Annotated in this window: 15 protein-coding genes; 5 read left to right on the plus strand and 10 right to left on the minus strand. The window is 31.7% G+C overall.

Going from position 1 to position 17,002, the window contains the following annotated elements; translation table 11 throughout:
* Positions 1-2: 2 nt before the first annotated feature.
* From BUB33_RS09265 to BUB33_RS09285, 5 genes are all read right to left on the minus strand, one after another.
* Positions 3-1,364, minus strand: coding sequence for an amidohydrolase (locus BUB33_RS09265; RefSeq protein ID WP_200778175.1), 1,362 nt, complete (start codon positions 1,362-1,364; stop codon positions 3-5).
* Entirely contained in the window at positions 1,357-2,481 is a 1,125-nt protein-coding gene (locus tag BUB33_RS09270) for a M20/M25/M40 family metallo-hydrolase (protein WP_072975790.1), read from the minus strand. The genes BUB33_RS09265 and BUB33_RS09270 overlap by 8 nt, the downstream gene beginning before the upstream one ends.
* Positions 2,482-2,525: 44 nt before the next feature.
* Positions 2,526-3,194, minus strand: a complete 669-nt coding sequence (locus BUB33_RS09275) for a hypothetical protein (protein ID WP_072975791.1) — start codon at positions 3,192-3,194, stop codon at positions 2,526-2,528.
* Between the two features lie 20 nt (positions 3,195-3,214).
* Positions 3,215-3,922, minus strand: coding sequence for a DUF5058 family protein (locus BUB33_RS09280; protein WP_084725326.1), 708 nt, complete (start codon positions 3,920-3,922; stop codon positions 3,215-3,217).
* A 455-nt stretch (positions 3,923-4,377) separates the two neighbouring features.
* Positions 4,378-5,658, minus strand: a complete 1,281-nt coding sequence (locus BUB33_RS09285) for a hypothetical protein (RefSeq protein WP_072975792.1) — start codon at positions 5,656-5,658, stop codon at positions 4,378-4,380.
* Positions 5,659-6,020: 362 nt separating this feature from the next.
* Here BUB33_RS09285 and BUB33_RS09290 point away from each other — a divergent pair, with 362 nt between their 5' ends.
* From BUB33_RS09290 to BUB33_RS09310, 5 genes are all read left to right on the plus strand, one after another.
* On the plus strand, positions 6,021-7,688 hold the full coding sequence (locus tag BUB33_RS09290) for a peptide ABC transporter substrate-binding protein (protein WP_072975793.1): 1,668 nt from the start codon (positions 6,021-6,023) through the stop codon (positions 7,686-7,688).
* Positions 7,689-7,771: 83 nt separating this feature from the next.
* Positions 7,772-8,701, plus strand: coding sequence for an ABC transporter permease (locus BUB33_RS09295; RefSeq protein WP_072975794.1), 930 nt, complete (start codon positions 7,772-7,774; stop codon positions 8,699-8,701).
* Positions 8,701-9,657 (plus strand): ABC transporter permease, encoded by a 957-nt coding sequence (locus BUB33_RS09300; protein WP_072975795.1) that lies wholly within the window; start codon positions 8,701-8,703, stop codon positions 9,655-9,657. Before BUB33_RS09295 ends, BUB33_RS09300 begins: the two co-directional genes overlap by 1 nt.
* A gap of 12 nt (positions 9,658-9,669) precedes the next feature.
* Positions 9,670-10,671, plus strand: coding sequence for an ABC transporter ATP-binding protein (locus BUB33_RS09305; protein WP_072975796.1), 1,002 nt, complete (start codon positions 9,670-9,672; stop codon positions 10,669-10,671).
* Entirely contained in the window at positions 10,671-11,633 is a 963-nt protein-coding gene (locus tag BUB33_RS09310) for an ABC transporter ATP-binding protein (RefSeq protein ID WP_072975803.1), read from the plus strand. Before BUB33_RS09305 ends, BUB33_RS09310 begins: the two co-directional genes overlap by 1 nt.
* Before the next feature lie 133 nt (positions 11,634-11,766).
* On the opposite strand, the gene murJ is transcribed toward BUB33_RS09310, so the two are convergent.
* The 5 genes from murJ to BUB33_RS09335 form a co-directional block, all read right to left on the minus strand.
* On the minus strand, positions 11,767-13,296 hold the full coding sequence (murJ, locus tag BUB33_RS09315) for a murein biosynthesis integral membrane protein MurJ (RefSeq protein ID WP_072975809.1): 1,530 nt from the start codon (positions 13,294-13,296) through the stop codon (positions 11,767-11,769).
* Positions 13,297-13,405: 109 nt separating this feature from the next.
* On the minus strand, positions 13,406-14,275 hold the full coding sequence (locus tag BUB33_RS09320) for a protease complex subunit PrcB family protein (RefSeq protein ID WP_072975810.1): 870 nt from the start codon (positions 14,273-14,275) through the stop codon (positions 13,406-13,408).
* A 201-nt stretch (positions 14,276-14,476) separates the two neighbouring features.
* Positions 14,477-15,187 carry an ABC transporter ATP-binding protein gene (locus tag BUB33_RS09325; RefSeq protein WP_072975811.1) on the minus strand — a complete coding sequence of 237 codons (711 nt, stop codon included), beginning with the start codon at positions 15,185-15,187 and terminating at the stop codon, positions 14,477-14,479.
* On the minus strand, positions 15,187-15,954 hold the full coding sequence (locus tag BUB33_RS09330) for an ABC transporter ATP-binding protein (RefSeq protein WP_072975812.1): 768 nt from the start codon (positions 15,952-15,954) through the stop codon (positions 15,187-15,189). Before BUB33_RS09330 ends, BUB33_RS09325 begins: the two co-directional genes overlap by 1 nt.
* Positions 15,941-17,002 (minus strand): branched-chain amino acid ABC transporter permease, encoded by a 1,062-nt coding sequence (locus tag BUB33_RS09335; protein ID WP_072975813.1) that lies wholly within the window; start codon positions 17,000-17,002, stop codon positions 15,941-15,943. Before BUB33_RS09335 ends, BUB33_RS09330 begins: the two co-directional genes overlap by 14 nt.

Consider the following 17,002-nt stretch of genomic DNA (forward strand, 5'->3'; position numbering starts at 1 on the left):
TACTAAATTTCTTTATCTAGAAACTCTTTCTTTATAGTTTTATCATTTGATTTCATGAAATTTAAGTATTCTTCTTTTGTCATGGCGGGAACAAAATCTCTAAGGATATTTTTAGCTTCTTTTGCATCATCAAAAAGTAAATCTATTATAGTTAAAGCCAATGCCTTAGCTGGTTCTAAATAAAGATACTCTTCATCAATTATACGATATTCTTTTGAATGAAGCTCTCCTCTTATACCACCAAACATAGGATGTAAAGTCGGCATTATATGGGATACATCACCTAAATCGAAAGAACCTGTAAAGTCCCCTCCTTGTATTATATCCTCTTCTCCAATTCCAAGGCTTAATAAATTCTTAAATAATATATCCTCCATGCCCTGATATTTTAACATTGGCAAATATCCTGGTAATTGTTTAATTTCAATATTTGCACCTACGGCCATAGCACCAGCAATTAATGACCTATTAACCTTTTCATTTGCATCTAACATTGCCTCTATATTTCTTGCTCTTGTATAGGATTCCATCCTAACATTGGCAGGTACTACATTTACAATATCTCCTCCCCTTGTTATAATTGGATGGATTCTTACCTTATCAATTTCTTGAAAAGTTTCTTTTTGAGCATTAATATTATTCATTGCCAACAATGCTGCACTCAATGCATTTACTCCCTTATGGGGGGCATTACCAGCATGAGCCTCTCTGCCAATAAATGTAATATCTTCACCAATAAATCCGTTACTCACTGGACCAACTAATACTTTTTTATTGCCTATATCTAAGACATGAAACATAACTGCAATATCTACATCGTCAAAAGAACCGTTCCTTATTAATTCTTGCTTTCCTCCAAAATATTGGATAATTCCTTTTTCCCTAAGTTTATTTCTGTAATCCATCTCTACAAATTCTTCTGCAGGAGTTGCAATAAAGTCAATTTTCCCATCTAGTTCCTTATATACATCTGATTTTATAAGACCAATTGCCACAGCTAACATTCCTGCAATCTGAAAATTATGACCACAAGTATGTGAAACCCCTGAAGCTAAAGCATCTGGATGACCATTGCAAACTATTCCATCTAATTCTCCTAAAACTGCAATTTTGGGACCTGATTTATCATAATTTAATTTAGCTCTACAACCAGTATAAGCAATACCCTCATCTACCATATCAAGATTTAATTCCTCTTTAAAAAATTCTCTTACAAGTTTTGTAGTTTCGAACTCTCTATATCCAAGCTCTGGATTTTTATAAATTTTCCTACCTACCTTATATATTAAATCTCGATTTTCCTCAATTGCAGAAATTACTTTAGACTTCATTATTTCTTTTTTCATTCCCATTTTATTATTCATTCCTTTTTATATACCTCACAATTGCCTCTGTTGTTTTCAATAGCTCATCAATTTCTAAATATTCTTCAACAGTATGAACCTTATTCATTCCAACTCCAATAATAATAGAATTAAATCCTTGTTCAGCAAATATATTACTATCTGAGCCTCCTCCTATTACCTTGAGCTCTGAAGGAACATTAATTTCCTCATAAACCTTTGCAAATTCCCTTGCAAACTTCAAATCATCCTTTGGCTTTAATACTGGATAATCACATTTATAATCCAATTTATAATTGCCGCCAAATTTTTCTATGGCTTCATCACATAATTTTTTATAAGAATCAATAATCTCTAAAATCTTTGCTTCTGAATGACTCCTTACTTCTCCAGTAATCCTACATATATCAGGAACTACATTTGAAGGAAATTCAGAGTTTATTGTGGAAATATTTGATGTAGTTAAATCATCTATTCTACCTATATTCATATGAGATAGAGCATAAGAAGCAATAGAAATAGCATTTATACCTTTTTCTGGCTCTATACCAGCATGGGCTTTTCTTCCTTGAAAACTAATCTCAATATCGTACTTACTAGGAGCAGAATGTGCAATAATCCCAGCATCTCCAGCATTATCAACTACAATCATATTTTTTGAAGGCAGCATATCATGGGGTACCTTATCCCAGTTAAAATATTTTGCACCAAGCATACCTACTTCTTCACAAGGTGTTAAAACAACATAAATATCTTTATGTGATATTTTCTCCTCCTTAATGGTTCTCAAAGCTTCTATAATACTTGCTATTCCTCCCTTATCATCTCCACCTAATGTAGTACTTCCATCGGTCTTAATAATATTCCCTTCTATTATTGGTTCTACATTTAAATTAGGTTCTATTACATCCATATGAGCTGCAAGTGTTACTCCATCTCCTTCTATATCACCAGGAAATTTAGCTATGATTGAAGGTGAATCTCCACCATATTGTAGATAACCTTCGTCTAGGTAAATTGATGCTCCCATTTCTTTTAATAAGTTAATGAGATATTTCGCATATTCACCCTCTTTTTTTGAAGGTGAATGAATTTTTAACATTTCAACTAAATTGTCTAATAATCTTTCCTTTTTCAAAACTATCTCCTCCTAAGATTTATTTCTTAGTAACTTACCTTAACTTATTTACTATCTATTTGCTTACTTAATTGTCCCTTGGCAAATGCAATTGTTGAAAATACTGCTACTAAAGTAACAATAAATGATGGTTTACCTGGAATAAATGATACGACCTTTGTCATTATAAAAGCAATAGCAAGAGCAAATGCACCAGTCTTTGGAGATTTTATTGCAAATTGGGCAAAAACTCCCCCAAATAATGCTGGGATAATAAGAGATAACATTTTCATAAAGGATTCAGGTAATGCAGACAATACAGTTTGTCCAGCAAATACAGCTAATAGTAAAAATATAATTCCAACCCATATAGAAACTCCAATTCCTATAGTTCCCATAATTGCTCCTTCATCAGTACCAGATTTATAACCTGATCCTTCTACAGCTGATACAGCTGCTGGTATCCTCATATTTACTAAATTTCCTGATAAAAATCCCATATATAATCCAGCTCTACCAACAATAGGAAAATAGCTAATAGGTTCACTAAAGTAAAACGCCCCTGAAACTGACATCTGAGAAACTGCTCCAGCTATAATTGCTCCAAGTCCAGGATTAAATCCAAATCCCCAAGTCATGACTGCTGGAGGCAAGAAGCTTACAACAAGTCCTAGAAGCATAGTAAATCTACCAATTTTCGTAACATCCTTAACATATTCATCATAAACGTTCATCTATATAATCCTCCTATACTCTAAAATGTTAAAGTTCCAATAATTGCTCCTCCAAACATTGCAATTGTCAGAGCCCATTCTTTTAACCAAGTAAATTTCTTTTCTCCTAACTTCAAACAAACAATCATAATAATTAGACCTGAAATTGCTGAAACAGTTATATCAGGATTTGTCTTAACCTTTAGATAATTGCCAATATTAAAATAAGCAAAAGATCCAAGCATAGCTCCTATACTAACTGCTGGTAGCAAAGCTTTTCTTCCACTTGTTAATAGATTATTTACTTTATCCATTCTATGTCCAAATAAAAATACAAATACTATCCATCCAATAGATCCTAATGCCATTGTCCATAAAGCATTTGTAAATACTAAAGGAGTCATATTAGTAGAGAGTTCAGAACCTAAAGCTTGAGCTCCAAAGTTAGCTGCCATTGCTTCAAAGTTAGACCCTCCAATTATACTCAATCTAAATGCAGACACAGGAGAACCCATAGTAACTAATAAAGCTAACAAACTTCCCACAACTCCTAAGGCTGGACCAATACTACCTATTGCACTTGTCTTAATTCCCTTTTTTATTCTGGAATAATCCATTCCCATATCCAAACCAGCCTTAATTGATTTTCTAGTTATTAATACAGATTGAATTAATATAATAGATATTCCCATTATTGATACAATCCACATAATAGGATGATTTGCATAATATAAATGATTTGTCTCCATCTTTTATTTCCACCTTTCATTAATCATAGAATTAATTAATCTAATTATATCTTAATTTTAGAAATACCATTAAAACATTTAAATACTTCAAATTATTATAGCCAAATTCTCATAATTCAATATAGTTTTTAAAAATTCCTTATAGTTAATATTACAATACTTAATTAAATCCTAATTTATTAATATTTAGTATCTTATCACTTCCTTTCATAATATTTAAAATTTAGATTTGAAAGTTTAAACGTTTTTATATAGTATTCTATAAAATATAAGCTACTGATAAAATCTGGTGATGAGTGTTTCGTGTCTTTAATAAGTCCTTAATTATGTCCTAAATATGTCCTTAATTGCCTAAATTATATTATATCTTTTTATAATTGTCAATAATCCTTTATTTTATATAATTAAAAAACTCTAGTTAATAAATTAACTAGAGTTTTTTTAATTATATATTGTTATCTTAATTTAATCTTAATTTTTCGGCGAGGTCTACCAGCACCTAGGGAATTCTCTAAATTTGATTCTTCTCCGTACCCTTTATCTATAATACTTTTTAAAATACGATTTGCACTACGTTCACTTATACAAAGTATCTCTGAAAGTTCTTGACTCGTAAATTCATCTCTACCTAGTTTATTTATTACACCATTAATCTTTTCAATGTATTGATAACTGATTCCTATTTCTTTAGATAGTTGTAAAGTTTTTTTATTTGCTAAATTCTTGTATTTGATTTGACTTTTTCTCATAATTGGTCCTACTACATTTTCCCCATCATAAAAATAAATATTGCCTTGCTTCTCAAAACTACTTTTTCTTAAAGCATTTCTTGCATTTATCTCAGATTGATAAATAGTTACACCCTCACCTATGCCTACACCAAGTACAATATTACTTAACTTACAATTGTTTATTATTTTTGATAAAGAATTTATATTCTCTGCACTTAATAATGCACCTTTATTAGATATAATAAGATATTCACTTGGATTAATAGTCTGCATCATGCCTTCTATTTCTTTGGAATACATTAAAATTTCTTCTTCTAGTTGGAGTTGCCCTTCTGTACTATTGTAAAGCTTAGGATCTCCCTCTACTACTTGGATAACCTGTATCTGAATTACACGTTCATGGATATTTTTCAATTGAATACTATTTTTCAATTCATCAAATCTACTTTTAATATCAATATTTGTTGCCTGTATTCTATAAACAGGAATGTTATGTGACTTCAAATAATTATATATATATCCAAAAGATGTAAAAACACAATCAATCTGTTTGTCTTCATATTTTTTTATATAGTATCTTAAATAATCTTCTTCACTCTTGGAAGGCAAATATCTTTGAATATCATAGCTTCTAACATTAATATTAAACTCATTAAATACGTCAAGTAAATCCTTTTCTTGAATTATATCTAAGGCAATTTTGGTATTTTTAATATCTCCCCAATCCATACGAAATTCACATAAAGCCTTAATAATACCAATTATTCCTCTTTCTGTATATACAACGGGCTGTTCAAATCTTATTTGTGAAGAAAGTTCAGAATAAACACCTATTCCAGTGAAAAATATACCATCTATTTTGGAATCAATACTTTTTGCCATATCAATAAGTTTTTTTATCTCATCCTCTGCGTATTGGATAAATTCTATATCCTTATTCTCCTGGGAGAGAATTCTATGTATCTTTTGAACTGAATCTGAAGCACCCATTATAGCAATTTTCATATATATCTCTCCTCTCTAACAAATTACTTAGATATACAAAAATGAATTGTCACTATTGTTGATTTAATTAAAATACAATAAAGTTTTCTAAAGTTTATTCTAACATAAATACTATAAAAGTTCCAGATATATGATAATTCTACAGTTTCAGCCATTCTAACTTATAATTTATTTAATATGTAAATTTAAAATGCCGTTCTATTTTATTCCAAAAATAAATATACTACCCTAAGACCATTGTATTTACATATTCCATTACCTTGCTACTCCACTAAAATATTGTTATTGAATTTAGTATCAAAAAGTGGTAAAATCATTTAAACAATCTTAATTTTCACAATATTAAAAAGGAGGATTTATATATGAACAAGAAACTTTTAATTTTAGTAAGCTTATTACTTGTTACAGCCATTATATTTACTGGCTGTGTTCCAAAAGGTGGAGATAATTCAGCAAATGACACACCAGCAGCAACAGATACAACACCTGATTCTACACCTACTGGTCCAAAGATTTTAAAAACTAATAATTCCAGTGAGCCAGGCTCTTTAGACCCTGCATTAGCACAAGGAACTCATGAATCTTGGGTTCTAGACCATACTTTCGAGGGACTTATGAAGATTGACACTGACTTAAATGTTGTTCCTGGCATGGCAAAGGATTACAAGATATCCGATGATAATTTGATCTATACCTTTACACTACGTGATGATGTTAAATGGTCAAATGGTGATCCAGTTCTAGCTTCAGATTTTGAATTTGCTTGGAAAAGAGCATTAGATCCAGAACTAGCTTCAGACTATGCTCACCAACTCTATTATATAAAAGGTGGAGAAGCTTATAATACTGGTAAAGGAAGTAAGGATGATGTATTAGTTAAGGCATTAGATGAAAAAACTCTTGAAGTTACTCTAGAAGCACCTACTGCATATTTCCTAGAATTAACTGCATTCTACACATTATATCCTGTTAATCAAAAAGTTGCAGAAGCAGATCCAAATTGGGCAAAAGATGCTAAAACTCACGTATCCAATGGTCCTTTTACATTAACTGAATGGCAACATAATGCTAGTATAAAAATTAGAAAAAATGAAAATTATTATGACAAAGATAGCGTTAAATTAGATGGCGTTGATTTTGACATTATTGATGATGAAAACACTGCATGGCAAAAGTATGAAGGCGGAGATTATGATTTCCTTTCTCCATTGCCACAAGCTGTAGTAGCACAGATGAAAGCTAACAATAATCCTGAATTAATAATCGGTGCAGAGGTAGGTACTTACTACTATAATCTAAACTCTAAAGTTAAACCATTTAACAATGTTAAGGTTAGAAAAGGATTATCTATGTCATTAGACCGTCAAACTATAGTTGATAAAATAGCTCAAGGTGGTCAAATTGCAGCTGAAGGTGTTGTTCCATTTGGTATGCATGATGAAAATGGAAAAGAATATCGTGATAATGTTGGTAAATTAGCAGAATTTAACTTAGAAGAAGGTAAAAAATTATTTGCCGAAGGTTTAGCTGAAGAAGGTATGAAACCTGAAGACTTCAAAAATATAGTTCTTCTATATAATACTTCAGAAGGACATAAGAAAATCGCTCAAGCAGTACAAGAAATGTGGAGAGTTAATCTAGGAATTGAAGTACAACTTGAAAACGTAGACTTCCAAGTTAAACTTGATAGGGAAAAAGCTGGAGATTATCATATCTCTCGTGCTGGTTGGATAGGAGATTATATGGATCCTATTACTTTCCTAGAATTATGGCATAGTGAATCAAGTTTCAATGATGCAAAATACAATAATCCTGAATACGATAAATTAATTAATATAGCTAAGACCAGTCCTGATGCTAAAGAACGTTTTGATGCTATGAGAAATGCTGAGAAAATTGTTATGGCAGATATGCCTGTAGTTCCTCTTTATTTCTATACTCAACCATATGCTCAAAAACCATATTTAACAGGAGTATATAAACCATTAGTTAACTATCCAAGATTGACTTATGCAGATATAAACAAATAGATATATGGGCGAGCAGAGCTCGCCCCTACTCTATATATAGGTAAATTATCATACTTAATTTAAAACATCAAAGGAGGGGGAATATGAAAAAATACCTTTTTAAACGACTAATTATGTCAGTTATTACCCTTTGGGCTATTATAACTATTACTTTTTTTCTAATGCACTCCATACCTGGCAATCCCTTTAGAAAAGAAGGAAAAATGCCAGAAGTGGTTTATGAAAATCTTTTAAAGAAATATGGCTTAGATAAACCAAAGCCTCAGCAATATGTAATATATTTAAAAAATCTTTTAAAAGGAGATTTTGGAGATTCTATGAAATCCAGAACGGAAACAGTAAACGATATGATAAGACGTGGATTTCCAATATCAGCATATTTAGGAGCAGAAGCCCTAATCATTGCCATAATTTTTGGCCCTGCTTTAGGAGCTTTGGCAGCCTTATACCAAAATAAGGTTCCAGATTATATTTCCATGATAATTGCAATTATAGGTATTTCTGTTCCAAGTTTTATAATGGGTACAGTTCTAATCCAATTCGTTGCAAAAAACGTATCTTGGCTTCCTATAGGAGGATGGGGAGAATTTAAACATACATTGCTTCCCGCATTGGCACTATCTTTAATGCCTTTGGCTTATATGGCAAGACTTATGCGTTCCAGTATGTTAGAAGTTTTAGGACAAGACTATATTAAAACTGCTAAATCCAAAGGAATTTCCAAAGCTGCTGTTATTATAAAACATGCCGTAAGAAATGCTATACTTCCTATAATATCTGTTCTTGGAACATTAATTTCCAATCTTCTAGTTGGTAGTTTTGTTATTGAGAAAATATTTGGCATTCCCGGACTTGGGAAATTCTTTGTTCAATCTATTAATAACAGAGATTATACCCTTATAATGGGAACTACAATTTTTTATGCCATTATACTAATAACTTTACTATTAATAGTTGATATTGCATATATGTTTATTGACCCACGTATTAAACTTACTAAGGAGGGACGTTAATGGAAAGTCAAACTAAATTAACTAATGAATTTACTAAAGAAATGTTTGAACCTGCATCTTCGGAAGATAGAAATGCAGAAAAGATTAGACGTCCCAGTATAAAATACTGGCCAGATGTTTGGCGTAGACTAAAACAAAACAAATTAGCAATGACAGGTCTTATAATAATAGCACTTATGATTTTTATGTCTATTGTAGGACCACTTATTAACGGCTTTAGCTATTTTCAACAGGATTATGCTAAAATTAATTTGCATCCTAACAGCACTCATTGGTTTGGTACTGATGAACTGGGACGTGATCAATTTACAAGGGTCTGGTATGGTGCTAGATACTCTCTAATAATTGGAATACTTGCTGCTGCCATTGATTTCATTATTGGTGTAATATATGGAGGAATCGCTGGAATTTCCACAAGACGTGTGGATTCCATTATGATGCGTATTGCAGAGGTTATCTATAGTATTCCTTATTTGCTTATCGTAATTCTTCTGTCAGTAGCATTCTCAAAGGAAGGCTCTGGTACATCTTTGTTTGTTCTAATATTAGCCATGACTCTTACAGACTGGGTACCAATGGCAATATTAGTTAGGGGTCAGGTACTCCAATTAAAAGAATCTGAATATTCCCTAGCTGCAGAATCCCTTGGAGCTCCAAAGAGATGGATTTTAAGGAAGCATATAATTCCAAATACATTGGGACCAATTTTAGTAAATATAACCCTTACTATTCCTAGGGCAATATTTGCTGAAGCTACTCTTGGTTTCTTAGGTCTTGGATTTCAAGCACCAAAATCAAGTCTTGGTTCCTTAGCTAACGATGGTTTAGCAGGTATGGCTGTAGGAAATTCCTATCAAATAATTATACCAGCAATATTTATTTCCTTAATAATGTTTGCTTTTAATGTATTAGGTGATGGCCTTCGTGACGCATTAGACCCAAGATTACGTAAATAGAGAGGTGGAAAAATGGAAAAACTATTAGAAGTTAAAGACTTATCTGTATCTTTTAAGACATTCTTTGGAGAGGTAGAGGCCGTTCGTAATATTAGTTTTGATGTAGGGAAATCTCAGACTGTAGCTATTGTTGGAGAATCTGGATGTGGAAAAAGTGTTACTGCCAATTCCATAATGCAATTACTACCTATGCCGCCTGCTTTCTTTAAAAATGGAGAAATACTATTTAACGGTACTGATTTGTTAAAAAAATCAGATAAAGAAATGCAAGCTATTCGTGGTAATGAGATTTCCATGGTATTCCAAGACCCTATGACCTCTTTGAACCCAACTATGAAAATTGGAAAACAAATTGTTGAAGGTCTTGTTAAACATCAAAAATTATCTAAAGACGATGCAAAGAAAAAAGCCATAGAAATGCTAAATCTAGTAGCCGTACCTCAGCCTGAAAAAAGAATTAACCAATATCCCCATGAGTTTTCTGGTGGTATGAGACAAAGAGTAATGATAGCCCTTGCAATGGTATCTACTCCAAAATTATTGATTGCTGATGAACCTACTACTGCCCTTGACGTTACAGTACAAGCTCAGATTCTAGAACTTATGAAGGAAATACAACATAAATTATCTATGTCAATTATACTAATCACCCATGATTTGGGAATTGTAGCAGATATGAGTGATAAAGTAATAGTTATGTATGCAGGACAAATTTTAGAGGAAGGATTTACGGATGAAATATTTAAAGATCCAAAGCATCCTTATACTAAGAAACTTTTAGCTTCTGTTCCTCGTTTAGATATGTCTAGAAATGAACCTCTTCACTCAATAGAAGGAACACCGCCTGATTTATATATTCCCCCTAAAGGATGTTCCTTCTATGATAGATGTGATTATGCAATGAAAATCTGCAAGGAATATATGCCTGAATTTGATAGTCACAGTGGAACACATAAAAGCCGTTGTTGGCTAAATCATCCAATGGCAAAAGTTTCTGAAGGGAGAGAAAGCTAATGGTAGAACCTTTAATATCTGCAAGAAATATTAAGAAACATTTTGACGTAGGGGAAGGAATGCTAAAGGCCGTAGATGGTATTAGCTTTGATATATACCCTGGTGAAACCTTTGGGTTAGTTGGTGAATCTGGATGTGGAAAATCTACTGCAGGTAGAACTATTATAAGATTATATGAACCTACAGAGGGGGAGTTAATATTTAATGGAAAGAATGTCTACAGTCTTTCCCATCGTGAAATGCAGGAAGTTAGAAAGAACTTTCAAATGATATTTCAAGACCCTTATGCTTCCTTAAATCCTAGAATGACTGTAGAAGAAATAGTTGCAGAACCACTGGACATTCATCATGCTTATAAAAATAAGGAAGAACGCAGAAAAAGAGTTGTAGAATTATTGAAATTAGTAGGATTAAACGAAGAACATTCAATGCGTTTCCCCCATGAGTTTTCTGGTGGTCAAAGACAAAGAATTGGAATTGCAAGGGCATTGGCATTGAATCCAAAATTTATAGTTTGTGATGAACCTATTTCAGCTCTAGATGTATCAATCCAAGCTCAAGTAGTTAATCTATTAAAGGAATTGCAGGAAAAACTAGGTCTAACCTATATGTTTATAGCCCACGATTTATCTATGGTAAGATATATATCCGATAGGGTTGGTGTAATGTATCTAGGTCATATGATGGAATTAGCTCCATCTGAGGAACTATATGAAAATCCAATCCATCCATATACAAAGGCTTTATTATCTGCAATACCAATACCAAACCCAGAAATTCAAAGATCTAGACATAGGATAATGCTGGAAGGCGATGTGCCAAGTCCTATTAATCCTAAAGAAGGCTGTAGATTTGTAGATAGATGCTCCTATGCCATGGATAAATGCAGAAAGGCAACTCCTGTGTTTGAAGAAATAAAACCAAATCATTTTGTAGCTTGTCATAGGGGAAAAGAAATTTAGGCAATTAACCATTATAAAAAGTAAAACCAAGATTCTTCATTATATCAGTATGACATTTTATGTCAGTCTGAGTAAAGAAAAGGATCTTGGTTTTTCATTGTTTTTATTAATTGTTCTTTGTTAGCCAGAAAGGCTATCTTTTAAATATGATAAATAACTCTTTTACTTTAAATACAACACATAAAATAAAATATACTACTGCTCCAACTGCTACTGATACTAATAATAACAACATTTTCATAACTTTTGTAGTTGCTATTATAGCTCCTAGCTTATAGTATATTAAAAAAACTACAACTCCCATACATAATGAAGCTGCAAGGGTTTTTATAAAACAAATTAGATATTTAATTAGACCTATTGAACCAATTTTTCTCCTAAGACTTAAAAATAACATAATAGTAGTTATGGTTGCTGATATGCTTGTAGCCAATGCTAGACCCATATGTGCCATAGGTTTTATTAGTAGTAAATTTAGTATTAAATTTATAATCACTGCAATCATACCATTTACCATAGGTGTTTTAGTATCTTGTAATGAATAATATACTCTATTAAGCATTAAACGCAGAGATGAGCCTACTAATCCTATAGAATAGTATATAAGTGCCTGACTTGTCATATATGTTGCCAACTCATCGAAGGCATTCCTTTGAAAAAATAAATATACCATAGGTTCTGCTAATATTAAAAGTCCTATTGTGGCTGGTACTGTTATAATAAGTATAATATTAATTCCTCTTCCCAAGATTTCCTTTACCTTTTCATTGTCATTTTGTGAAAATGCTTGTGATAACATTGGAAATATTACTGTAGTTATAGCCATTATAAATACTGCTATAACCATGTCATTGACCTTAGAAGCATAACTAAGAGCTGATATACTTCCTTCTATTAATCCCGATGCTAAAGTCTTATCTATAATTACGTTTATTTGCTGTACCGCAGAGCCAATAAGTACTGGAAGTATTAAAATCATTGCTTTACTTAAGTATCTATCATTTAAGTTTATCTCAAATTTATATCTATAACCCATATGTCTAACTGCAGGTACCAATATTAGAAATTGAGCAAATGCAGCTATTACAGATATTACCATTAATGTAACTACATTAGAATCCTTTGCAAAGAAAAATAAATAAATTAAAAATACAAAATTATACGGTAATCCCGATATAGCAGGTGGTCCGAATATCTGGCTACTATGAAGTAATCCTGAAAAAATATATGTAAATCCTAAAAACACTGCTATTGGAAGTCCTACTCTATTTAGCTTTACAGCCAAAGCAAATTGCTCACCCTGAAACCCTTTTGCCAATATCTTAATAATTTTAGGTGAAAATATATAGCCTAATATAACTATAAATATGGTAATTATCAGCACTATATTAAAAATATTATTCAAGTATTTTAATTTGCCTTTCCTGCCATATTTCTCTCCTATTTCAGAAAATATTGGTATCAATGTAGTATTTAAAGCAGCTCCTAATGTTCCCATTATAATTACAGTAGCTGTCATAGCTACAAAATAAGTATCTGTTTCCATGCCTGAACCAAATCTATTGGCTATCATAACCTCTCGAATAAACCCTAAAGCCTTAGATACTAACGTAAATATAGATATCATTGCTGCTGATTGTGCAAGTTCTCGTTTTCTACTCATTATATTCACCTTTTCGCCCTATCTTGTATTTATAATAATTGTATCAAAAATGTTTATTAGTGTCATCTATTATATCTTGTATTAATATCTTATAATATCAAAAAGCAATCTATTTAATTGATAGATTGCTTTTTGATCCTTCTATAGTAAATATATAAGGAGTACCTATTAATTTATTCTTATCAATTTCTATAGTCATGGTTTTATAAGTAATCACTTGAAGCTGCATACTGTCCGCCTTTGGTGGTATAATGTTTAAATATATTTTATATCCGTCTTTATGCCTTAATATTTTATCAACATCTAGTGAATATCCTGGTGTCGGCAATTCCTTAGTAATAGTAACTAATACATTATCCGTTCCTTCCTTTACTACTATAGCTTCCTCTCCACTATATGACTGAGCTATTCCTGCAATATTAAATGATATTTCCTTTAATCCTTTCATATCTTCTAATACTCCTTTCAATCTTTGCAAGATTATTATGGCTTCAGCCTGAGTAACTTTTCTATCTGGTGCAAAATTTATACTTGAAACACCATTGATAATCTTCAAATTAAATAATACTCTTAATAATTCTATGCTATCTTTATTCATAGTATTAATATCTTGGAAAGGAAGTTCTTGATTTTCATATTTTATTGTATCTATAGATATTAATTTGCTGCCAACTATCTCCACTAATTCTTTCCTAGTTAAAGGTTCATATATACCAATATTATTTGTAATATCATCTAATCCATAGTCCTTAAATAGAGATGCTAAAGACAATGTAAAATCCTTTTTAGAAATATTATCCTCAGGATTAAATTTATTAAATTTATCTTTAGCTAAATAGGGGAAATAATAAGCAACAAAATCCTTTTCAATAATACTTTTAGACCAATGATTAATTAATTTATCATCGATACTAGCAAAGGCCAACACATTTGTAGAAATAATCAATAATACTAAAAACATAGATACCAATTTCTTCATTTAATCATCCCCTTTTAATTTAGTGAATAAGTAATAATTAAAAATATTTGAAACCTAATAGCCTGACCCAAAACTATTGTTTCTCCACTATTATTCACTATTAATTAATATTATACCCAAATAAAGTAAAAAAGTAGTTACATTATGATTACAAAACAATAACTTCACTTTTTGGTGCCAGGCACCAAAAAGTGAAGTTATTTACTTGGCTTCTCCTAAATATGCTGCTTTTACCTTTTCGTCATTTAACAACTCTTGTCCTGGTCCTTCAAGCACTAAAGAACCTGTTTCAAGAACATAGGCATAATCAGCTATCTCTAAGGCCTTCTTCGCGTTCTGTTCAACTAATAATATTGTATTTCCTTGACTATGGATTTCCTTTATAATATCAAATATATCTTTTACTAATAATGGTGCTAATCCCAATGAAGGCTCATCTAACATAAGTACCTTTGGTCTTATCATTAAAGCCCTTCCTACTGCAAGCATCTGCTGTTCTCCACCAGAGAGTGTTCCTGATTTTTGCCAAGATCTTTCCTTTAATCTAGGAAATAGATTATATACTTTATCTATATCCTTCTTTATCTCTGACATATCACGTCTTGTATATGCTCCAAGAATTAGATTTTCCTCTACAGTAAGATTTGCAAATACCCTTCTTCCTTCAGGAGATAAAGCTATACCCTTCTTTACTATTTCCATGGTCTTAAGATTAGTTAAATCATCTCCATCATATTCAACTTTTCCATCTTCCTTTTTTACCAAATTCATTATAGCCCTTAGGGTGGAAGATTTACCTGCTCCATTTGCACCTATTAAAGTGACTATTTTATTTTCTTCAATATTAATATTTATACCTCTTAGAGCCTTAATCCCTCCATAACTAACATGAAGATTTTCTATAGCAAGCATCATTCCACCCCCAAATATGCTTCAATAACTTTAGTATTACTTTGTATTTCTCCTGGATTACCTTCTGCAATTAAAGTTCCATGATCTAATACAAATATCTTTTCACAAATACCCATAACAACTTCCATATGGTGCTCTATTAGAAATATAGTTAAATCGAATTCTTTCTTTATATCCCCTATAAAATCCATTAGTTCTTGAGTTTCTTGAGGATTCATTCCTGCTGCTGGTTCATCTAGGAGTAATAGCTTAGGGTCTGTTGCTAAGGCTCTAGCTATTTCTAACCTCCTCTGCTTACCATAGGGCAGAGAAAATGCCTTTTCATCCTTTTCATCATATAAATCAACTTTATGCAATAAATACTTAGCTTTTTCCATTATCTCTTTTTCTTCCTTATTATAATTGGGCAATCTTAGTACGGAAGAAAATATATCAGACTTGAGCCTCAAATGCCCACCTATAAATACATTATCAAGAACTGATAATTCTTTGAATAGTCTAATATTTTGGAAGGTACGGCATATTCCTAAATGTGCTATTTGATCTGGTCTAAGGTCTGATATTACCTTTTCATTTCCCTCTGGATTAAAAATTACCTGTCCCTCTGTTGGTTTATATACACCTGTAACCACATTAAATACTGTAGTCTTTCCTGCACCATTAGGTCCTATTAATCCTACTATTTCTCCGTCTTTAATATCTGCTGTAAATTTATTTACTGCAACAACCCCACCAAACCTCATAGTTACATTATCAATTTTTAGCATATTTACCCCTCACTTTCCCTAGGGCATTCTTTATGAACCCATCCTTTTTAAATATAACTACTAACATTAGAATAAGTGAAAATACTACCATTCTAAGCCCTGGTAGTGCAGGGGTTGTCATAAATCCCAGATTCATAGGTTCATCTAAAAATCTAAGGGCTTCCATTGCTATGGTTATTATTATTGCCGCTATGGCTGTACCATTAATATTCCCCATACCACCTAATACTACCATTAGTAAAATATTAAAAGTAAGGGCAAATTTAAATAAAGTCGGGTCTATAGTTCCTAAAGATGCTGCTAAAAGACCTCCTCCAACTCCAGCCAAAAAAGAACCAATAGTAAAACTCATTACCTTATGCTTAAATAAATTAATACCCATGGATCTAGCTGCAATTTCATCCTCACGAATTGCCTTAAATGCCTTACCATAACTACCCTTCATCAACAATTTCATAAATACAATAGTGAGGATGGCTATACCCCAAGACCATAAGAGATTAACCTTTGGCTGCGTTTTAAATATTCCTGCTAAGAAATCGTTTGTAATCTTTGGTATTCCCTTAAGCCCTAAAGAACCATTGGTTATACTTTGCATATTAATGATTACAACTCTAATAATCTCAGAGAATCCTAATGTAGCAATAGCTAAGTAATCATCAGTTAATTTTAAAACTGGAGCACCAATTAAAAATCCAAATATAGCCGCCATAAGTCCTCCCATAATTAATGCAAGAATAAACGGCATATTGAGATTTAAAAGAAATGGTGCCATTGGCTTCATGTAGAAATTCATTTCTTTGGCTGCTGTAGGCATAGTAAGAATTGCCACAGTATAGGCTCCTATTGCCATAAAACCAGCATGTCCTAAGGAAAATAATCCTGTAAATCCGTTGATTAAATTCATGCTTAAAGCAAGAATTATATAAATCCCACAAAGATTTATAATTGTAACCTTGTAATTATCTAAGAAAATATTTAAAAAAATCAATCCTATTAAAACTATTCCTATTAATAATATATTATAAAGCAATTTATTCTTCTTCAT

The sequence above is a fragment of the Tissierella praeacuta DSM 18095 genome, from assembly GCF_900128955.1.
GTDB lineage: Bacteria > Bacillota > Clostridia > Tissierellales > Tissierellaceae > Tissierella > Tissierella praeacuta.